The organism is Streptomyces sp. NPDC034103, from assembly GCF_055575395.1.
On sequence record NZ_JBVISS010000010.1, the window covers coordinates 402,222 to 419,762 of the forward strand.

General features: G+C 70.2%; 13 protein-coding genes. 5 read left to right on the top strand and 8 right to left on the bottom strand.

What is annotated here, in order from left to right; genetic code table 11:
* Window positions 1-171: 171 nt before the first annotated feature.
* From ACZ56U_RS24300 to ACZ56U_RS24330, 7 genes are all read right to left on the bottom strand, one after another.
* On the bottom strand, window positions 172-1,182 hold the full coding sequence (locus ACZ56U_RS24300) for a LacI family DNA-binding transcriptional regulator (RefSeq protein ID WP_469086090.1): 1,011 nt from the start codon (window positions 1,180-1,182) through the stop codon (window positions 172-174).
* Between the two features lie 190 nt (window positions 1,183-1,372).
* The gene (locus tag ACZ56U_RS24305; RefSeq protein ID WP_469086091.1) at window positions 1,373-3,406 is read right to left on the bottom strand and encodes a glycosyl hydrolase family 28-related protein; all 2,034 of its coding nucleotides are present in this window, start codon (window positions 3,404-3,406) and stop codon (window positions 1,373-1,375) included.
* A gap of 257 nt (window positions 3,407-3,663) precedes the next feature.
* Window positions 3,664-5,280, bottom strand: coding sequence for a glycoside hydrolase family 13 protein (locus tag ACZ56U_RS24310; RefSeq protein WP_469086092.1), 1,617 nt, complete (start codon window positions 5,278-5,280; stop codon window positions 3,664-3,666).
* Window positions 5,281-5,388: 108 nt separating this feature from the next.
* Entirely contained in the window at window positions 5,389-6,264 is an 876-nt protein-coding gene (locus ACZ56U_RS24315; RefSeq protein WP_469086093.1) for a carbohydrate ABC transporter permease, read from the bottom strand.
* Between the two features lie 16 nt (window positions 6,265-6,280).
* Window positions 6,281-7,240, bottom strand: a complete 960-nt coding sequence (locus ACZ56U_RS24320; protein WP_469086094.1) for a carbohydrate ABC transporter permease — start codon at window positions 7,238-7,240, stop codon at window positions 6,281-6,283.
* 125 nt (window positions 7,241-7,365) lie between these two features.
* Window positions 7,366-8,778: an ABC transporter substrate-binding protein gene (locus ACZ56U_RS24325; protein ID WP_469086095.1), complete on the bottom strand. Its 1,413-nt coding sequence runs from the start codon at window positions 8,776-8,778 to the stop codon at window positions 7,366-7,368.
* Between the two features lie 635 nt (window positions 8,779-9,413).
* The gene (locus ACZ56U_RS24330) at window positions 9,414-9,764 is read right to left on the bottom strand and encodes a hypothetical protein (protein ID WP_469086096.1); all 351 of its coding nucleotides are present in this window, start codon (window positions 9,762-9,764) and stop codon (window positions 9,414-9,416) included.
* A gap of 459 nt (window positions 9,765-10,223) precedes the next feature.
* On the opposite strand from ACZ56U_RS24330, the gene ACZ56U_RS24335 reads away from it, so the two are divergent.
* From ACZ56U_RS24335 to ACZ56U_RS24345, 3 genes are all read left to right on the top strand, one after another.
* On the top strand, window positions 10,224-10,772 hold the full coding sequence (locus ACZ56U_RS24335; protein ID WP_469086133.1) for a GNAT family N-acetyltransferase: 549 nt from the start codon (window positions 10,224-10,226) through the stop codon (window positions 10,770-10,772).
* 31 nt (window positions 10,773-10,803) lie between these two features.
* The gene (locus tag ACZ56U_RS24340) at window positions 10,804-11,271 is read left to right on the top strand and encodes a hypothetical protein (RefSeq protein WP_469086097.1); all 468 of its coding nucleotides are present in this window, start codon (window positions 10,804-10,806) and stop codon (window positions 11,269-11,271) included.
* A 259-nt stretch (window positions 11,272-11,530) separates the two neighbouring features.
* Complete coding sequence (locus ACZ56U_RS24345) at window positions 11,531-11,821, top strand: hypothetical protein (protein ID WP_469086098.1); 291 nt, start codon at window positions 11,531-11,533, stop codon at window positions 11,819-11,821.
* 55 nt (window positions 11,822-11,876) lie between these two features.
* Here the strand turns inward: ACZ56U_RS24345 and ACZ56U_RS24350 are convergent, their stop codons facing one another.
* On the bottom strand, window positions 11,877-12,878 hold the full coding sequence (locus ACZ56U_RS24350; protein ID WP_469086099.1) for a LacI family DNA-binding transcriptional regulator: 1,002 nt from the start codon (window positions 12,876-12,878) through the stop codon (window positions 11,877-11,879).
* A 237-nt stretch (window positions 12,879-13,115) separates the two neighbouring features.
* Here ACZ56U_RS24350 and ACZ56U_RS24355 point away from each other — a divergent pair, with 237 nt between their 5' ends.
* On the top strand, window positions 13,116-16,097 hold the full coding sequence (locus ACZ56U_RS24355) for a glycoside hydrolase family 2 TIM barrel-domain containing protein (protein WP_469086134.1): 2,982 nt from the start codon (window positions 13,116-13,118) through the stop codon (window positions 16,095-16,097).
* Between the two features lie 190 nt (window positions 16,098-16,287).
* Window positions 16,288-17,511, top strand: coding sequence for a metallophosphoesterase (locus ACZ56U_RS24360; RefSeq protein ID WP_469086100.1), 1,224 nt, complete (start codon window positions 16,288-16,290; stop codon window positions 17,509-17,511).
* Window positions 17,512-17,541: the final 30 nt, after the last annotated feature.

A 17,541-nucleotide genomic window follows, 5' to 3' on the forward strand; every position in this document is an offset into this window, starting at 1 on the left:
TGTGACTCACTTGCAACGCTGAGGTGACAGGTTTCTCCAGTGTGACGACTTTGTCAACGCTTCCGTCAGGTTCACGACAGTCGAATGCCGTGGAAACGACAACGGCACCGGTGTCACAACCGCCGGAAAGGCGGTGACACCGGTGCCGAGAGGCGACGCGGGATCAGTCCGTCACTCGACGGGCGGCGGCGCGGTGGAGCCGCGCACCACCAGCTCGGGCTCGAAGAGAAGCTCGCCCGGGTGCGCCGTACTCCCCTGGATCTGCGAGCACAGCAGGTCCACCGCCGCGCGCCCCATCGCCTCGATGGGCTGGCGCACCGTGGTCAGCGGCGGTTCCGTGCACGTCATGAACGCCGAGTCGTCGAAGCCCACGACCGACACCTGCGTCGGCACGGTCAGCCCCCGCCGACGCGCTGCCCGGATGGCGCCCAGGGCGAGCGGGTCGCTGGCGCAGACGATGCCGGTCACCCCCGCCTCGAGCAGCCGGGTGGTGGCCGCCTGCCCGCCCTCCAGGGAGAAGATCGACCGCTGGACCAGGGCGTCGTCCCAGACCGTGCCCGCCGCGTCGGCGGCCAGGCGGGCGGCCGCCAGCTTGCGGCGCGACGGCATGTGGTCCTCCGGGCCCAGGACCAGGCCGATCCTCTCGTGCCCCAGAGAGGCCAGATGCCGCCAGGCCTGCTCGACCGCGACGGCGTCGTCGCACGCGACGCACGGGAAGTCCAGTCCGTCGATGGAGGCATTGACCAGCACCACCGGGATCTTCCGCTCCGCGAGCTGGTGGTAGTGCTCGTGCGGGGCGTCGGCCTGCGCGAACAGACCGCCGGCGAAGATGACGCCGGAGACCTGCTGCTGCAGCAGAAGCTCCACGTAGTCCGCCTCGGACACGCCGCCTCGGGTCTGCGTGCACAGCACCGGGGTCAGCCCCTGCTGGGCCAGCGCCCCGCCGATGACCTCGGCGAACGCGGGGAAGATCGGGTTCTGCAGCTCGGGCAGGACCAGGCCGACGAGCCGGGCCCGCTCACCGCGCAGCTGGGTCGGCCGCTCATACCCGAGCACGTCCAGGGCGGTCAGGACCGACTGCCGGGTCCCCTCGGACACCCCGGGCTTTCCGTTGAGGACACGACTGACCGTCGCCTCGCTGACCCCAACCTTCTTCGCCACCTGAGCAAGTCGTCGCGTCATGAACGCAAGCCTAGCGCAAGATACGCAAGCCAGTTGCGGAAAATTCCGGTTTCCTGCCACCTCCGAGGGGCGCCACCAGCGCCGTCCCGGGCTCCCGTCGCAGCGGCGCTTGCAACCCGGAGCCCACCGGCCGGACAGCCCCTCCCCCGGTGACCGCCTGGGCCATGGGACGGTGCCGGACGTAACCGCGTCACCAGGGTGACGGCGCCGGGGGCTCCACCACCGGCGGCCGGTCGTCACAGGTGATGGTGTTCGGCAGCAGCCAGTCCGAGAGCCAGCCTCCGTCGTTGCCCCCGAGGTCGGTCAGCGCGAACTCCGATCCGGACGCCGGGAAGTTGAAGGAACCGCAGTTGTTCACCCCGACCGCGCCGACGTTGCGGGCGTCCACGTTCTCGAAGGTGGCGGACCCCTTCGTGCGGGCGCTGAGCACCGAGTTGCCGGTGCCGTCGACGCGGATGTCCTTGAAGTGGACCGACGGGATGTCGTAGAGGTCCTTCACGCCGTACTCGCTGACGAGCATGATCGCGTTGTGGGTGCTGTCGAGGTAGTGGTCGCCCGTGACCCGGATGTCGGCGTCGATGGAGCGGTCCAGGGCGTAGAACCACAGGGCGCCCAGCCCGATCCGCCAGTTGAGGTCGAGGGTGCCGGCGCGGACCGTGGTGTTGTCGGTGAAGTGCAGGAACCCGCCGAACGGTGTGGCACCGAAGCGCGCGCCCGCGTGCAGCGCGCTGCCTTCGCGCACCGGGTCCGCGACCAGGTTGCCGCTGACGGTGTTGTCGCGTCCGCCGTAGATCGCGATGCCGTTGGCGAGGGTCGGGGACTGCACCGTGTTGCGGGAGAAGGTGTTGCCGGAGTCGGCCGTCGTCTGCGACCACATCGCCAGGCCGTCGTCGCCGGTGTTGCGGATGAAGTTGCCGTGCACGAGCGAGCGGGTCACGCCGGTGTGGAGGTTCAGGGCGTCGGCGATCTGGTCAACGATGACGTTGTCGCGCACCCGCAGGTTCTCCATGGGCCCGTCGAACCACAGCCCGACCTTGGTGTGGTGCAGATACAGGCCGCTGACGGTGGAGTCGCTCATGGCGCCGCCGATCGCGTTGACCTGGTCGGTGTCGACGCGGTCGCGGACGTCACCCTCGACGGCGAAGCCGGACAGGTGCACGTGGTGGCTGCCGCCGTCCGCGGCGCTCTTGCCGTACAGGCCCACGCCGGTGTGCCGGGACCCGTCGGGCGCGGGAGTGTCGAGGGTGACCTGGCGCCCCTTCAGGACCGTGTGCCAGCTGCCCGCACCGGTGATGGTGATGTCGTCGACCTCGATGTGCCGGTTGACCTGGAAGGTGCCCGGCGGCAGATAGACGGGCCGGTGGGCGCGGCGGGCGAAGGCGATGGCCCGCTCGATGGCGGGCGCGGCGTCCCTCCGGCCGGTGGGGTCCGCGCCGAAGGCCCGCACGTCGACGCCCCCGCGTACGGTCCTCGGCGGGGCGACGAGCTGGGAGTCGAGCAGGTCCACGACGGTCCAGGCGGCGCGGCTGCCCGCGGGCACCGTCAGGCGCACCCGGTCGCCCGCGCGGTAGGTGCGTTTCAGGAGCAGGCGCTGCTCGTCGTAGAAGTGGGTGGGGCGGAACGGCTTGTCGATCCGCGGGGCGGGTGTGGTGGCCGCGGGCACGCAGGAGCACTCGGTGATCCACCAGTCGGGGTGCAGCAGGTCGGCGCGGGGGTCGTTGGTGAACGGGTACTGGTTGTAGAGCCAGGAGTACCGGGACGTGAGTGTCATCGTGGCGCGGTGCCGGCCGGCGACGCTCACGTCGAGAGGCGCGGTGATCCCGCCGCCTTCGGGGGCGTCGGGGATGCTGTAGCGCACGGTGAGGGCGTTGGCGGCACGTGGCAGGACGAACTCGACGTACTGACCGGGCGTGAGCCGGACCGCCTTCCGTCCGGACGCCTCCGAGGCGAGGGTGTACGGCGTGCGGTCGGGTCCGATGACGGTTCCGTCCGTGGTGACGTTCTCGGCTTCCTGCTCGTCGAAGTCCACGTCCGCGCCGCGTCCGGCGACCAGTGCGGGATCCAGTGCGGCCCGGGTGACGACCGGACGGACGCCGGTGGCGTCGGAGGTGCGGCCCGGTGCCGCGGCGGCGATGCCGTCGGCCGCCAGTCCGAGAGCGAGAAGCACGCAGAACAGGGAGGTGGCTCTGGCGCCGGTGTGTGCGCGGACGCGTCTGGGAGACATCGGGGCTCGCTTCTGTCGGAGGGAAGGGCGAGGCACGTCGTACGGGGGCGGTGGATGCGGTCCGGTGGCAGGGACGTAGGCACGGGGGCGCGCCTCGCGGTAGTCGGCGCATGGAACCTGCCGGCACGGGGGCGCGCCCCTCGGTAGCCGCCGGATGGAACCTGCCGGCACGGGGACACGCCCCGCGGTAACCGGCGGATGGAACCTGCGCGCCCGGCCGACCTGTTGCGGACGGCGGGGCGCGCAGGGAACGTGGGTCAGGCGCCGTCGGCTGCCCGCAGCCACACCGCCGTGTCCGAGGGCAGCGTCCCGTCGGCCCGGAGCGGCCCGCTGGCCAACAGGACCTCGCGGTACGGGGGAAGGCCGGCCGACGTGGCCGACAGATTGACCACGCAGACCACTCCTCCGGGGCGGGCGAAGGCCAGCACACCTTCCCCGGCGGGCAGCCACCGCATCGACCCGTCGCCGAGACCCGGCTCGGCTCGGCGGATGCGCAGCGCCCGCCGGTAGAGCGAGAGCATCGAGGAGGCGTCGACGCTCTGGTGGTCCACGGCGTAGTGCGCCCAGTTCTCGGGCTGCGGCAGCCAGGGGGCGTCCCCCGCGCCGAACCCGTACGCCGGGGCCGCCTCCTCCCAGGGCAGGGGCACCCGGCAGCCGTCGCGGCCGGGGTCGACACCGCCGGAGCGGAAGTGCATCGGGTCCTGGATCCGGTCGACGGGGATGTCCGCCTCGGGCAGGCCCAGTTCCTCGCCCTGGTAGAGGTAGACCGAGCCGGGCAGCGCGAGGGTCAGCAGGGCGGCGGCCCGGGCGCGGCGGGTCCCGAGAGCGAGATCGGTGGGCGTGCCGAAACGCTTGGTGGCGAAGTCGAAGCCGGTGTCCTCGCGGCCGTAGCGGGTGACGGTGCGGGTGACGTCGTGGTTGCACAGCACCCACGTGGCGGGCGCGCCGACCGGGGCGTGCTCGGCGAGGGTGTCGTCGATCGTGCGGCGCAGCCGGCCGGGCTCCCAGGGGCAGGAAAGGAAGTTGAAGTTGAACGCGGTGTGCAGTTCGTCGGGGCGCAGGTAGCGCGCGAAGCGTTCGGCGTCGGGCAGCCACACCTCACCGACGAAGACCCCGCCGTACTCGTCGGCGACGGCGCGCCAGGACCGGTAGACGTCGTGGAGTTCGTCCTGGTCGATGTACGGGTGGGGGTCGACGCCCTCCTCGAAGTCGGCGAGCGCGGGGTCCTTGGCGAGCAGCGCGGCGGAGTCGATCCGGACGCCGGCGACACCGCGCTCGAACCAGAAGCGCAGGACGTCCTCGTGCTCCTGGCGGACCTCGGGATGGGCCCAGTTGAGGTCGGGCTGTTCGGGGGTGAACAGGTGCAGGTACCACTCGCCGTCCGGGACGCGCGTCCAGGTGGGTCCGGAGAACTGGGAGGGCCAGTTGTTCGGGGGCAGTTCACCGTGCTCACCGCGTCCGGGCCGGAAGTGGAACCGCTCCCGCTCGGCGCTGCCGGGCCCTGCAGCCAACGCTGCCTGGAACCAAGGGTGTTGGTCGGAGACGTGGTTGGGGACGATGTCGACGATGGCGCGGATACCGAGGGCCGCGGCCTCGGCGATCAACTTCTCGGCTTCGGCGAGGGTGCCGAAGGCGGGGTCGATGGTGCGGTAGTCGGCGACGTCGTAGCCGCCGTCGACCAGCGGTGAGGCGTACCACGGGGTGAACCAGACGGCGTCGACGCCCAGTTCGGCGAGGTAGGGCAGTCTCGCCCGGACGCCCGCGAGGTCACCGGTGCCGTCGCCGTCGCCGTCGGCGAAACTGCGTGGATACACCTGGTAGATGACGGCGTCGCGCCACCAGTCGTCGGTGCGGGGCGCATGAGGGGCTGCCACAGAGGTTCCTTTCGGGCAGGAAGATTCCTCGCCGTCGCCCCGGTTGCTGCGGGGCGGATGGACAGGGCGGCGGCGAAGTTCATCGGGGGGTGTTCCGTGCGGTGGGCGTCAGCCTTTGAGGCCGCCGGCGGTCAGGCCGCTCATGATGTTGCGCTGGAAGACCAGGAAGATGAGCAGCGTCGGTATCGAGGCGATGGTCAGCGCCGCGATCAGCACGTTGACGGGGACGCCGTTGGACAGCGAGTAGATGCCGACGTTGAGCGTCTGCCTGGCGGGGTCGGGCAGCGTGAGCATCGGCCACAGGAAGTCCTTCCAGACTCCGACGACCGCGAAGATCGACACCACGCCGAGGATGGGCCGCGAGATCGGTAGCACGATGGAGCGCAGCGTCCGCATCGGGCCGGCCCCGTCCATGGAGGCGGCGTCCAGGAGCTCCTGCGGGATGGAGTCGAAGAAGCGCTTCAGCAGGAAGATGTTGAACGCGTTGGTGACGGACGGCAACCAGATCACCCAGGGCGAGTTGAGCAGGTTGCGCTCCACGATCGGCACGTCGAGCACCGTCAGGTACTGCGGTACGACGAGCACGGTCGCCGGGATCATCAGCGTGGCCAGCATCATGCCCAGGATCGCCTTGCCCAGGACGGGACGCAGCTTGGACAGCGAGTAGGCGGCCGCCACGTCGAGGACGAGCTGGAAGGCGAGGGCGCCGAACGCGTAGTACAGCGTGTTGAACAGCAGGGAGGACAGATCCATGACGTCCCAGGCCCTGCTGTAGTTCTCCGGCGTGAAGCTGCCGGGCACCAGGGTGGGCGGGGTCTGGACCACCTCCTGGGTGTCCTTGAAGCCGCTGGAGACCAGCCAGTAGAGCGGCCCGAGGAACACCAGGCTGAACCCGCCGACGACCACGGCGAAGACGGTCCAGTACAGCGCCTTGCCCTTGCGTTTGGCGAGGACGGCCGGCGCGATGAGCGTGCGTGTGGACATGGTGGACTCCCCTGGCCTACTTGTCCTCGGCGCGGCTGAGCTTGACGTACAGCGCCGAGAATCCGGCGAGCAGTACGAGGAGCAGCAGGCCGAGCGCCGCCGCGGCACCGTAGTTGTTGAAGTTGAAGGCGTACTGGTAGATGAGGTAGACGACGGTGGTCGTGGAGCCTTCGGGGCCGGCGCCGCCGGTCAGGAGGAAGGGTTCGACGAAGACCTGCATCGTCGCGATGATCTGCATCAGCAGCATCAGGGACAGGATGAGGCGGGTCTGCGGGATGGTGACGTGCCAGATCTTGCGCAGCAGACCGGCGCCGTCGAGTTCCGCCGCCTCGTACAGTTCGCCGGGCACGCCCTGGAGCGCGGCGAGGTAGATCAGGGTGGCGCCGCCCATGTTCATCCAGGTGGACGCGATGACCACGGACAGCATGGACAGGTCGGGGTCCTGGAGCCACTGCTGCTCGGGCAGGTGCAGGATGGCGAACAGCTCGTTGAGGAGCCCGTACCCGGGGTCGTACAGGTACTTGAAGAGCAGGACCGAGGCGACGGGCGGCAGCATGACGGGCAGGTAGACGAGCAGCCGCAGATAACCCTGGCCGTGCCGGAACTCGTTGATGACCACCGCGACGACGAACGGCACGGCGAAGCCGAGGACCAGCGCGAGCACGGTGAACAGCAGTGTGTTGCGCCAGGCCTGCCAGAAGGCGGGGTCGTTGAAGACGGTGACGAGGTTGTCGAAGCCGACCCAGGTCGTCTGCCCGCTCTCGGTCTTCTGGAAGGCGAGGAAGAACTCCCGGACCATCGGATACCAGGAGAACACCAGGAAGCAGAGGACGGCTCCGATGAGGAAGCCGTGGGCCGTCAGGTTGCGCCTGAGGCTTCTGGCGAAGGAGCCGCCGGGGGCCGACGGGCCCGCGGTGCGCGGCTCGGGAGGGCGGGGAGGTCCCGCCTTGCTCGGGGTCAGGCTCGGGGCCGACATCGTCGCTCCTCGGTACTGGGCTGCCGTATCGGCGGCCGTACGTGCTGCCGTACGTGCTGCCGTACGTGCTGCCGTTGCTGCTGCCGGGCGGGGCCGCCGTGGAAGGGCCGCCCCGCCCCGGCCGGTCACTGGTTGGCGAGGACCTGGTTGACCTGCGACTCGGCGGTGGACAGGAGCTTGTCGATGTCGGCGTTCTTGTTGGTGAGGATGCCGGACATGACGTTGTCGAGGACCTTGTAGACCTCCTGGGCCTTCGGCGGCTCGGCCTTGCCCGGGACCGGGTTGTCCATGAACGCCTTGAAGTTGGCGACCGGCATGGTCGCGTTGGCCTGGCGGGCCGCGTCGTCCTTGGTCTTGGACTCGTTCAGCCAGAAGTTGGGCTGCGGGACACCGACGGGGAGCTTGTCGGCCTTGGCCCGCTCCCAGTCGAACTGGCCCTTGCCGACGGTGAGGTTCTTGAAGTTCAGCCAGGCGACCGCGGCCTTGATCTTGTCGCCGGAGATGCCCTTCTTGATCATGTAGTTGTTGCCGCCGGCGAGCGTGCTCTGCTCTCCGGGGATCGGGCCCATGCCGAAGTTCTCGTACTGGGCGCCCAGTTGCTGGACCATGTACGCGATGTCGTCGGGCGCGGCGAGGAACATGCCGAGCTTGTCGGTGGCGATCTGCTTCTGCAGATCTCCCCACTTCAGCAGCTGGGTCTTGCCCATGCTGTCGTCCTCCCACCGCATGGCGTGGAGGTTCTCGGCCACCTGCTTGCCGATGTCGTCGTTGAAGGCGGCCTTCTCGCCACTGGCGTCGACCATCTCGCCACCACGGCTGTACATCTGCGCGGTGAAGTGCCAGCCGCCGGTGTTGCCGGCGCTGTACTCGCCGAAGCCAGCGACACCGTCGCCGAGGCCGGCGATCTTCTTGGCCGCCTCACGCACCTCGTCCCAGGTGCGCGGGGGGTTGTCGGGGTCGAGCCCGGCCTGCTTGAACAGCTTGCGGTTGATGAGCAGGCCCATCGTGTAGTTGCTGGTGGGCAGGCCGTAGAGCTTGCCGTCCTTCTTGAGCTGGCCGAGGACGTTGGGGTCGATGTCCTTGAGCAGCGGCACCGTCTTGTCGTTGACATAGGCGCTGATGTCGGCGGCGCCGTCCTCGGAGAGGACCTGGCCGAGGTCGGTGAAGTAGGTGTAGAAGACGTCCGGTTGCGACTTGGCCTTGAGCATGGCCGTGAACCGCGCGGGCTCCAGGCACTGACCGGGCGTGGAACGTCCCTCGATGGTGACGTTCGGGTACGTCTTGTTGAACTCGGCGACGTCCTCCTTCCACTCCTTGAGCTCGGCCGCCTTCGCCGTCGGGGGCATGCAGTCGATGGTGAGGGTCACCTTCGTCTTGGGGTCCAGCGGGGCGGACGGGTCGCTCGATCCGCTCCCCTCGGAGTTGTCCCCGTTGTCACTGCTGCTGGTGCCGCAGGCGGCCAGAGCGGTCAGCGTCAGGGCGGAGACGAGGGCGACCGCGCTGGCGCGGCGCGTACGACGGAACCGGGCAACTCTCATGGGTGGATCCCCTTCGGGCATGACGTGGAGGAGGCCCCACCGTCGGTACGGGTGCGTTGTGGGGCGGGCCACACTCAACCACCGTCGACAACCCCACGCAAGATTGCGCGCCAGATTCGTAATTGCTCGACAATGCGGTGTCGCTTGGGCGTCAATGACGCAAGGGAGACCTGCCGCCCTCCCCTACCGAATCCGCCGGGAGGCCACTCTCACGCCCCGCACTCGCTCACACCGAGGGCCCGCAGCGGTGTGTCTTTCGATAGCTGCGGCAAACCGGAAGGGGGCCGCCGGGCAGGGCGCAGTGACGGAGGAATCAGCAAAGGAAACTGCGGGACAAGGGGCTTCGGAAACGGCGCGGACAGCGAGAGCGGACGCCGGGGGCCCGTGACGATGGGGCACCTCGAACGCAAGGAAATGTCGTGGCTCCACGACGTTCGGGCGGCGCGAGCCAGGCAAGGCCGCCCCCTGCCGCCACACACCGCGGACCTGCCGCGAGGGCGATCAGTCGACTGGTCTACGAACGCAAACTCCGGCGTTCTGCGCGCAAACGGTTGACAGGGGGACCGGCGAGCGCGAGCGCGGTGGGCACGCCCAGATGGCGGGCGTCTCACGCTCGGCGGTCGGGGACCGTGGGGTCAGGCGCCGTCTCCCTGTGAGAACCGGAGGGAGAGGGACCGCAGCACATCGGTCGTCGACGTCTCGGGGTGCCCCTCGTCGTGCACCTCGCCCAGGTGGACGAAGGCGTAGGAGAAGCAGGTGGAGAGCGCCACGATCGCGGGCCCCAGAGCCCTCACGATGATGTCCGCGGCCTCTTGCGGGCTCGCGTCCGCCGGGAGGCTGATCTCAGGGAGGGTCTCGGCGAGGAGGCTGGAGATGGCGCCGGTGAGTGCGACTTCGACGTCCGGGTTCTCGGTTGCCTGTCGCCTTATCTCCATGGCCTCGGTCAGGATGCCGATGACGCGTCGCATGATCTCGGATTGCTGCATGCGGGGAGCCTAGGTGCCCATGGCCGACACCTGGCAATGACGCTCCCAAGACTGCCCGGTTGGGGGGACGAGCACCTCTGGCGGGCGGTTCCGGCGTGCAGGGCGGCCTTCCAGCCGAGGATGCCCGACCCCGGGCAATGGCCTCGCGCGCCGGGGCGTGGAGGGAGCGCCCCTCCTGGAGCACTCCCTCCGGTACGCCCTCGGGTTCTCGCGCCCTCGGCTCAATTCCCCGACTTTGTCCACGGTTTAGTGACCCCGAACGAGTGAGACGCCCCGCAGCGGCGGGAGCTTGAATCGTGCGAACCACCGGCGCCTACCGCCGTGTTGAGCTTCGCGGACTCCTGAGTGGGCCGGTATGCGTCCTACGCCTGTTTGACGCGGCACACAGGCGCCCGAGCTCCAGCTCACTGCCCGGCCGTGGGCGTGGTGCCGAAACCGTCGTTGATCCAGAATGATTCGATGGTCACCCTTGAGACGCCCCGGCTGATCCTGCGTCGCTGGCGCGAGGAAGACATCGTGCCGATGGCTGCCGTCAATGCCGACCCCGAGGTCATGCGGTGGATTCGTGACGGCAGCGTGCGTGACGAGCAGGAGACGCGCGACGGGATCCAGGCGTGGGAGCGCGAGTGGGAGTCGGAGGGCTTCGGACTGTTCGCCGTGGAGATCCGGGCCACCGGTGAGCTGGCCGGGTTCACCGGGCTCGCGGTGCCCCACTTCCTTCCGGAGGTGCTACCGGCGGTCGAGGTGGGCTGGCGGCTGGGGCGTTCCCACTGGGGGCAGGGGCTGGCCACCGAAGCCGCTGCGGCCGCTGTGCGGTTCGGGTTCGAGGAGCGGGGTCTTGAGCGGATCGTGAGCATCGTTCAGGTGGGCAACGGCGCCTCCGAACGGGTCGTGACCAAACTGGGGATGCGGCCGGTCCGTGAGATCGTCGGTCGCGGCCACGGCCGACGCGTGCGGGTCTTCGAGTTGTCGTCGAACCAGTACGTGACGACCCCTCATGCCGCATGATGCCCCTCAACATCACTGCCCCGGGGGGATCATGAAGACCCGCACCACCGCCTGCGCCGCCCTCGTTCTCACTGTCGTGCTCTCCGCGTGCGCCGGCGCTCCAGGGAGCGAGACGCACGCCGATCCGGGCGCCTGCAAGATCGCCATGCGCGAGCAACTCCGGGACGCCATCGCGGCAGGTGCGACGGCCGCTCCCACCGCCCGGCCCCCGCAGTGCGACGGTGTCGACGCCGAAACGCTCCAGAAGTACTCGGGTGAACTCATGGCCGACCAGGTCAGCGAGGCCCTCGACGGAACTCTGCCGCAAGCCACCCCCACCACGGGCCTCACATCCGAATGCCGGGCCTGGCTCACGCCCGAGCTGCGCAGAACCGGGGGCGGCGTCGACTTCACCGAGGGCCGCAAGATCTGCGGCGACCTGCCCGAGGACGAACTGAACCAGGCCCTTCAGGACGTCGCCAACAGCTTGCTGACCGCCGTGCCGACGCGCACTCCTTGACCGGCGGCCGGAGGTCCGCCCGTGGCCAACTCCCCTGGAACGGGCGCCCCCAATCCAACTCCCTTGCCTACGCTCGGCACTAGCGTCCACATCCGAGCGTCCACCCCCGCGCCGCGTGCTCCGGTCCTCCGAGCAGACCGAGGACGCGGTCAGGTCAGTCGAAGCCGCGTACGTCCAGAGCCAGACGGCTCCAACGGCGCTCCGCCAGTCGCGAGTTGCCGGGACAAAGGGCGTGCCGCGAGTCACTATGATCTTGGTCATGACAGTGCAGAACCCCGAAAAGGCCCTTTCCCGCAAGCAGCGGCTTCAGGAGAAGCAGCGCCGCCAGTTGCTGGCGGTCGACTTGGTGGACAAGGCCGAGGTCAAGGTCCGCAAGGCCGAGTCCGAACTGGCCGTAGCCGTGACCGAGGCGGTCCGCGTCTTCGGTGACGAGCAGTCCGCGTCCGAGGGACTGGACATGCCGGTGGAGGTTGTCCGGCGTTTCCTCGCCATGGCGCGGGACGCGGGTGTCGAACCGGTCGACGGCGCGGACGACACCCCCACGGCCTGAACCACCGGCCCCCGAACGCACGGCTGTTGAGCCCGCCAGGCCGAACGCGCCCCGGTCAGGTGGACCGGCCCAGTCGCAGTTCGGCCCGGACCGTCGCCGCCTCGTGGCTGAGTGGTCCGCTGCGGGCCAGCAGCCGGCCGGCCTGTTCGACGATGAGCACGCCGAGTTCGCGGGTGTCCAGAGCGACCGTGGTCAGCGCGGGCTCCACCAGCGTGCCGAGTTGGAGGCCGTCGAAGCCGATCACGGCCAGGTCCTGCGGGACCCCGCGACCGAGCTGCCGCGCGGCGCGCAGTGCGCCGATGGCGATGATGTCATTGAACGTGAACACGGCCGTGACGTCGGGGTGAGCGGCGAGCAGCTCGCGCAGTGCGCTCTGTCCGCCCTCGATGGTCTGCTCGGCATGGCTGACCGCCGTGGGGGCGAGGCCGCAGGCGGTCATGGCGTCGGCGAACCAGCGGTGTCGGATGCTCGGCTCCGAGCGGGCCGCGTGGTCGAGCATGCCAATGCGCCGGTGTCCCTGGCCGGCCAGATGTCTGATCGCGGCGTGGACGCCCGCCTCGCCGTCGATCCTGATCGCGTTGAACCGCTCGCCGCGGTGTTCACGGTCGATGAGGACGACGGGGAGCCCGCGGGTCAGCTGGTCGATCTCGTCCTCCGGCAGGGTCAGATAGCCCACGACGGCGTCGACCTGCGTGGCCATGGCTTCGAGGGTGCCGCGCTCCTCGTCCGCGTTGTCGCCGGTGTCGTAGATGACGACGTGCCAGCCGCGCTTGCGTGCGGCTTCCAGTGCTGAGGCGGCGACCTCGGTGAAGAAGGGGTTGAGCAGGTCGGGGATCACCAGGCCGACGCTGGTGGAGTCCTGCCGTACGAGGCCTCGGGCGAAGCGGCTCGGCCGGTAGCCCAGCTCCCGGGCGAGGTCTAGGACGCGCTGCTTGGTGGTGGCGTCGATCTCGCCCTTGTCGTTCAGCGCCCGTGACACGGTCTGCCGCGATACTCCGGCGGCCCGGGCCACGTCGTCGATGGTCACTCTGCGTGGACCGTGCGCCGACGACGTCATGTCTCACCTCTGTCCCTCGCAACGACTCCGGCACCTTGACACTTGTCCGGACATGGGCGCAGACTCCACATCGGTCAGCTCCCGTGAGCGCTCACGTTACCGCTCACGGACCGCACTTCCAACCGCCTCGCCACCCGCCGCCGTAGTTCTCGGAGGACCCGGACCGATCCGCCTCAGACGACCGCCTGACCGGCCGCTTCCCCCTCACAGAACACCGTGACCAGCAGAAAGATGTGACTGTTGCCTTCCCAGCTCTCCGCTCACGTTTCTGACATCACCCCAGCGCGCGGCGCGCTCCGCCCGGCACGCTCCTGGCTGCACTCCGACGCCCCCTCCCTGTCGCTGAACGGCTCCTGGCGGTTCCGCCTGTCCCCCACGGCGGCCGTCACGGAGGACTTCGCCGCCACGGACTTCGACGATCACGGTTGGGACGACCTGACCGTCCCGTCGCACTGGGTGCTCGAGGGCGACGGTGCCTACGGACGGCCGATCTACACCAACGTCCAGTTCCCGTTCCCGATCGACCCGCCCCACGTCCCCGACGAGAACCCCACCGGCGACTACCGCCGCTCCTTCGAACTGCCCGCCGACTGGTCCGGCGCCGAACGGATCGTGCTGCGCTTCGACGGGGTCGAGTCGCTGTTCCGGGTGTGGGTGAACGGGACCGAGATCGGCAGCGCCAGCGGCAGCCGGCTCGCGCACGAGTTCGACGTGACCTCCGCGGTGCGTCCGGGCGGCAACGTCGTCGCCGTACGAGTGCACCAGTGGTCGGCGGCCAGCTACGTCGAGGACCAGGACCAGTGGTGGCTGCCCGGCATCTTCCGGGACGTCACCCTCCTGGCCCGCCCGGCCGCGGGCATCGAGGACGTCTGGCTGCGGACCGGGTACGACACCGGCCGCGGGCACATCGACCCCGAGATCGTCGCCGACCCCGCGGCGTTCCCCGTGACGCTGCGCATCCCCGAACTCGGCATCGAGCGGGTCTGGGCGACGCCCGCCGACGTCACCGGCTTCGACCTCGCCGAGGTCGAACCCTGGTCGGCGGAGCTTCCCCGCCTGTACGAGGCGACGGTGTCCAACGCGGCGGAGAGCATCGCCCTGCGCGTGGGCTTCCGTACGGTCGAGATCCGGGGCGATCAGTTCCTGGTCAACGGCCGCCGCGTGGTCTTCCACGGGGTGAACCGCCACGAGACGCATCCCGAGCGCGGCCGTGTCTTCGACGAGGAGCACGCGCGCGAGGATCTCGCCCTGATGAAGCGGTTCAACGTCAACGCCCTCCGCACCAGCCACTACCCGCCGCACCCGCGGCTCCTCGACCTCGCCGACGAGCTCGGCTTCTGGGTCATCCTCGAATGCGACCTGGAGACGCACGGCTTCGAGAAGATCGACTGGGCGGGCAACCCCAGCGACGACCCCGCGTGGCGCGAGGCGTACCTCGACCGCATCCGCCGCACGGTGGAGCGGGACAAGAACCATCCCAGCATCGTCATGTGGTCGCTCGGCAACGAGGCGGGCACCGGCAGCAACCTGGCCGCCATGTCCTCCTGGGTCCACGCCCGCGACGCCGGACGCCCCGTGCACTACGAGGGCGACCACACCGGCGAGTACACCGACGTCTACTCCCGTATGTACTCCTCCGTGCCGGAGACCAAGGAGATCGGCACCGACGGTTCCCGCGCGCCGCTGTTCAACTGCACGCCCGCGCAGGGCGCACGGCAGCGCACGAAGCCGTTCCTGTTGTGCGAGTACGCCCACGCGATGGGCAACGGCCCGGGCGGGTTCGACCAGTACGAGGCGCTGGTCCGCGAACACCCCCGCCTGCACGGCGGTTTCGTGTGGGAGTGGCGCGACCACGGCATCCTGGCCGAGGCGGCGGACGGCACGCCGTACTACGCCTACGGAGGCGACTTCGGGGAGGTCGTGCACGACGGCAACTTCGTGATGGACGGCATGGTCCTCAGCGACGACGTCCCGACGCCGAGTCTGTACGAGTTCAAGGCGGTCGTGCAGCCCCTCGCCTTCTCCTTCGACGGCCACAAGGTCGCCGTCACCAACCTGCGGCACTCGGCCGACACCTCGGACCTGCGGTTCCGCTGGCGCGTCGAGCACGACGGAATCCTCGTCGAGCAGGGCGAGTTGGACGCCCCGGTCGTCGCCGCGGGCGCCTCGGAGTGGGTGCCGATGCCGCCGGTCGCCGTGGCCCCGGACGCCGAGACGTGGCTCACCATCGATGCGGTGCTGGCCACGGGGACCGCCTGGGCGCCGGAGGGTCACGTCGTCGCGACCGCCCAGCTGGACCGCTCGGTCCACCGTCCCGTCCCCGCCCTACGCCCAGAGCCGGACTGGCGGCCTTGCACCGGGACCCTCGCCCTGGGGATCGCCGAGTTCGCCGACGGTTGCCTGGTGCGGCTCGCCGACCGTGCCGTGTCGGGCCCCCGGCTGGAGCTGTTCCGTGCGCCGACCGACAACGACGAGGCCGCCTCCGACGAGGTCGACCACACCGACGCGGCCGTCCCGGGCATCTCCAACGCCGAGCTGTGGCGACGGGAGGGCCTGCACCGGCTGACCACACGCCGCGTGAGCACCGAACGTGCCGAGGACGCCCTGCGCACCGTCGACAAGGTGTCCGCGGCGGACTCCGCCCTGTTCGTGATGGTGGAGTCGACCTGGACACTCGACGCGGGTGAACTGGAACTGCGCGTGGAGATCCAGCCCTCCCGCGGCTGGCGGACCGTGTGGCCGCGCGTCGGCATCCGTCTCGACCTGCCTGACGGCACCGCACCCGTCGACGGCGCCGAGTGGTTCGGTCTCGGCCCGCTGGAGTCGTACCCCGACAGTCTGCGCGCGGCACTGACGGGCCGCTTCTCCTCCTCCGTGCGCGGCCTCTCGGTCGACTACGCGCGCCCCCAGGAGACGGGACACCGCTCCCGACTGCGCGAGTTGTCCCTGACCAGCGGCGGCACCGAGGTCCTGCGCGTCGTGGCCCTCCCCGACACCCGCGGCCGCCGTCCCGGGTTCGTCCTCAGCCGCCACACCCCGCAGGAGATCGCCGCGGCCGACCACCCCTTCGAACTCCCCGACTCCACCACCACCCACCTCCACATCGACGCCGCCCAGCACGGCCTGGGCTCGCGTGCCTGCGGCCCGGACGTCTGGCCGGACTTCGCCCTGCGCCCCGAGGCCCACACGCTCAGGCTCCGCATCAGCGCGTCGAGGTGAGCGCGGGAAGGTGAAGGGCGGGCACCGGCGGCATCACCGCCGGGAGCGCATGTGCGGACGGTTCGTCGATGCCGACGGTCGCGGAGTACGGCGCCGGTCCGGGGCCCGCCGCCCAGGAACGCCGCTCGGTCCGGTCCGAGGGGGACCGGATACAGTGCGCGAGACGGTAGACCGGTCAGAGAGGGCAAGCGTGACCGACACCAGCGACACCCGACCCGCCGACAACGAGGCGCACGCCCCGCGGCAGCCGAGCCGGCTGCACCGCCTGATGCGCTACATCCCTCTGGTCGCCCCCGTACTGCTCTGGACGGTGCCCTGCTGGGTGCTCCTGTACACCGGCCAGCACTGGCCCCTGCCCGTCACGCTGATCGGCACCGCCCTGTTCGTCCTCGGACTCGCCGGCATGCCGGTCGCGATGATGCGCGGCCACGGTCGGCGTCAGCAGGACGGGGCAGCGATCGTCGGCGACACCCTGCTGGGCTCGAGCTGGGTCCTGTTCACCTGGTCCGTGCTGCTCGGCGTCTTTCTGCGGCTCGCCCTGGCCGTGGCCGGTGTCGGCGAGAGTCAGGACCGGGCCCGCGTCGTCACTTGGGCCGTCCTCGGCGTCACCGCAGTGCTGCTCGTCTGGGGGTACGCGGAGGCCCGCCGGGTGCCGCGCGTGCGTCGACTCGACGTGCAACTCCCCCGGCTGGGCGCCGGGTTGGACGGTCTCCGCGTCGCCCTCATCACCGACACCCACTACGGCCCGCTCGATCGCGCCCGCTGGTCCGCGCGGGTGTGCGAGACGGTGAACACCCTGGAGGCCGACCTGGTCTGCCACACCGGCGACATCGCGGACGGTACGGCCGAACGCCGCCGCGCCCAGGCCGCGCCGCTGGGAACCGTACGAGCCACCCGGGCCCGGGTGTACGTCACCGGTAACCACGAGTATTACAGCGAGGCCCAGGGCTGGGTCGACCTGATGAACGAGCTGGGCTGGGAGCCGCTGCGCAACCGCCATCTGCTGCTCGAACGCGGCGGTGACATCCTCGTGGTCGCCGGCGTGGACGACGTCACCGCCGAGTCCTCCGGACTGCCGGGCCACCGCGCCCACCTCACCGGAGCCCTGGACGGCGCCGATCCCGACCTGCCCGTCCTGCTCCTGGCACACCAGCCCAAGTTCATCGACCGGGCAGCGGCCGCCGGTGTCGACCTCCAGCTCTCCGGCCACACCCACGGCGGCCAGATCTGGCCCTTCCATCACCTCGTACGCATCGACCAGCCCGCCCTCGCCGGCCTCACCCGGCACGGCTCCCGCACCCTGCTCTACACGAGCCGAGGCACGGGCTTCTGGGGCCCGCCGTTCCGTGTGTTCGCCCCCAGCGAGATCACTCTGCTCGTACTCCGCTCCCCGCACGTGTCCACTTCGAGCTAGCGCCCGACCCGTCCACGGGAAGCCGTCCGT

What these genes read in the sequence shown, in the direction of transcription:
- ACZ56U_RS24300 (WP_469086090.1), bottom strand. Translation starts at nt 1,182, where the DNA reads ATGACGCGACGACTTGCTCAGGTGGCGAAGAAGGTTGGGGTCAGCGAG.
- ACZ56U_RS24305 (WP_469086091.1), bottom strand. Translation starts at nt 3,406, where the DNA reads ATGTCTCCCAGACGCGTCCGCGCACACACCGGCGCCAGAGCCACCTCC.
- ACZ56U_RS24315 (WP_469086093.1), bottom strand. Translation starts at nt 6,264, where the DNA reads ATGTCCACACGCACGCTCATCGCGCCGGCCGTCCTCGCCAAACGCAAG.
- ACZ56U_RS24320 (WP_469086094.1), bottom strand. Translation starts at nt 7,240, where the DNA reads ATGTCGGCCCCGAGCCTGACCCCGAGCAAGGCGGGACCTCCCCGCCCT.
- ACZ56U_RS24325 (WP_469086095.1), bottom strand. Translation starts at nt 8,778, where the DNA reads ATGAGAGTTGCCCGGTTCCGTCGTACGCGCCGCGCCAGCGCGGTCGCC.
- ACZ56U_RS24330 (WP_469086096.1), bottom strand. Translation starts at nt 9,764, where the DNA reads ATGCAGCAATCCGAGATCATGCGACGCGTCATCGGCATCCTGACCGAG.
- ACZ56U_RS24335 (WP_469086133.1), top strand. Translation starts at nt 10,224, where the DNA reads ATGGTCACCCTTGAGACGCCCCGGCTGATCCTGCGTCGCTGGCGCGAG.
- ACZ56U_RS24340 (WP_469086097.1), top strand. Translation starts at nt 10,804, where the DNA reads ATGAAGACCCGCACCACCGCCTGCGCCGCCCTCGTTCTCACTGTCGTG.
- ACZ56U_RS24345 (WP_469086098.1), top strand. Translation starts at nt 11,531, where the DNA reads ATGACAGTGCAGAACCCCGAAAAGGCCCTTTCCCGCAAGCAGCGGCTT.
- ACZ56U_RS24350 (WP_469086099.1), bottom strand. Translation starts at nt 12,878, where the DNA reads ATGACGTCGTCGGCGCACGGTCCACGCAGAGTGACCATCGACGACGTG.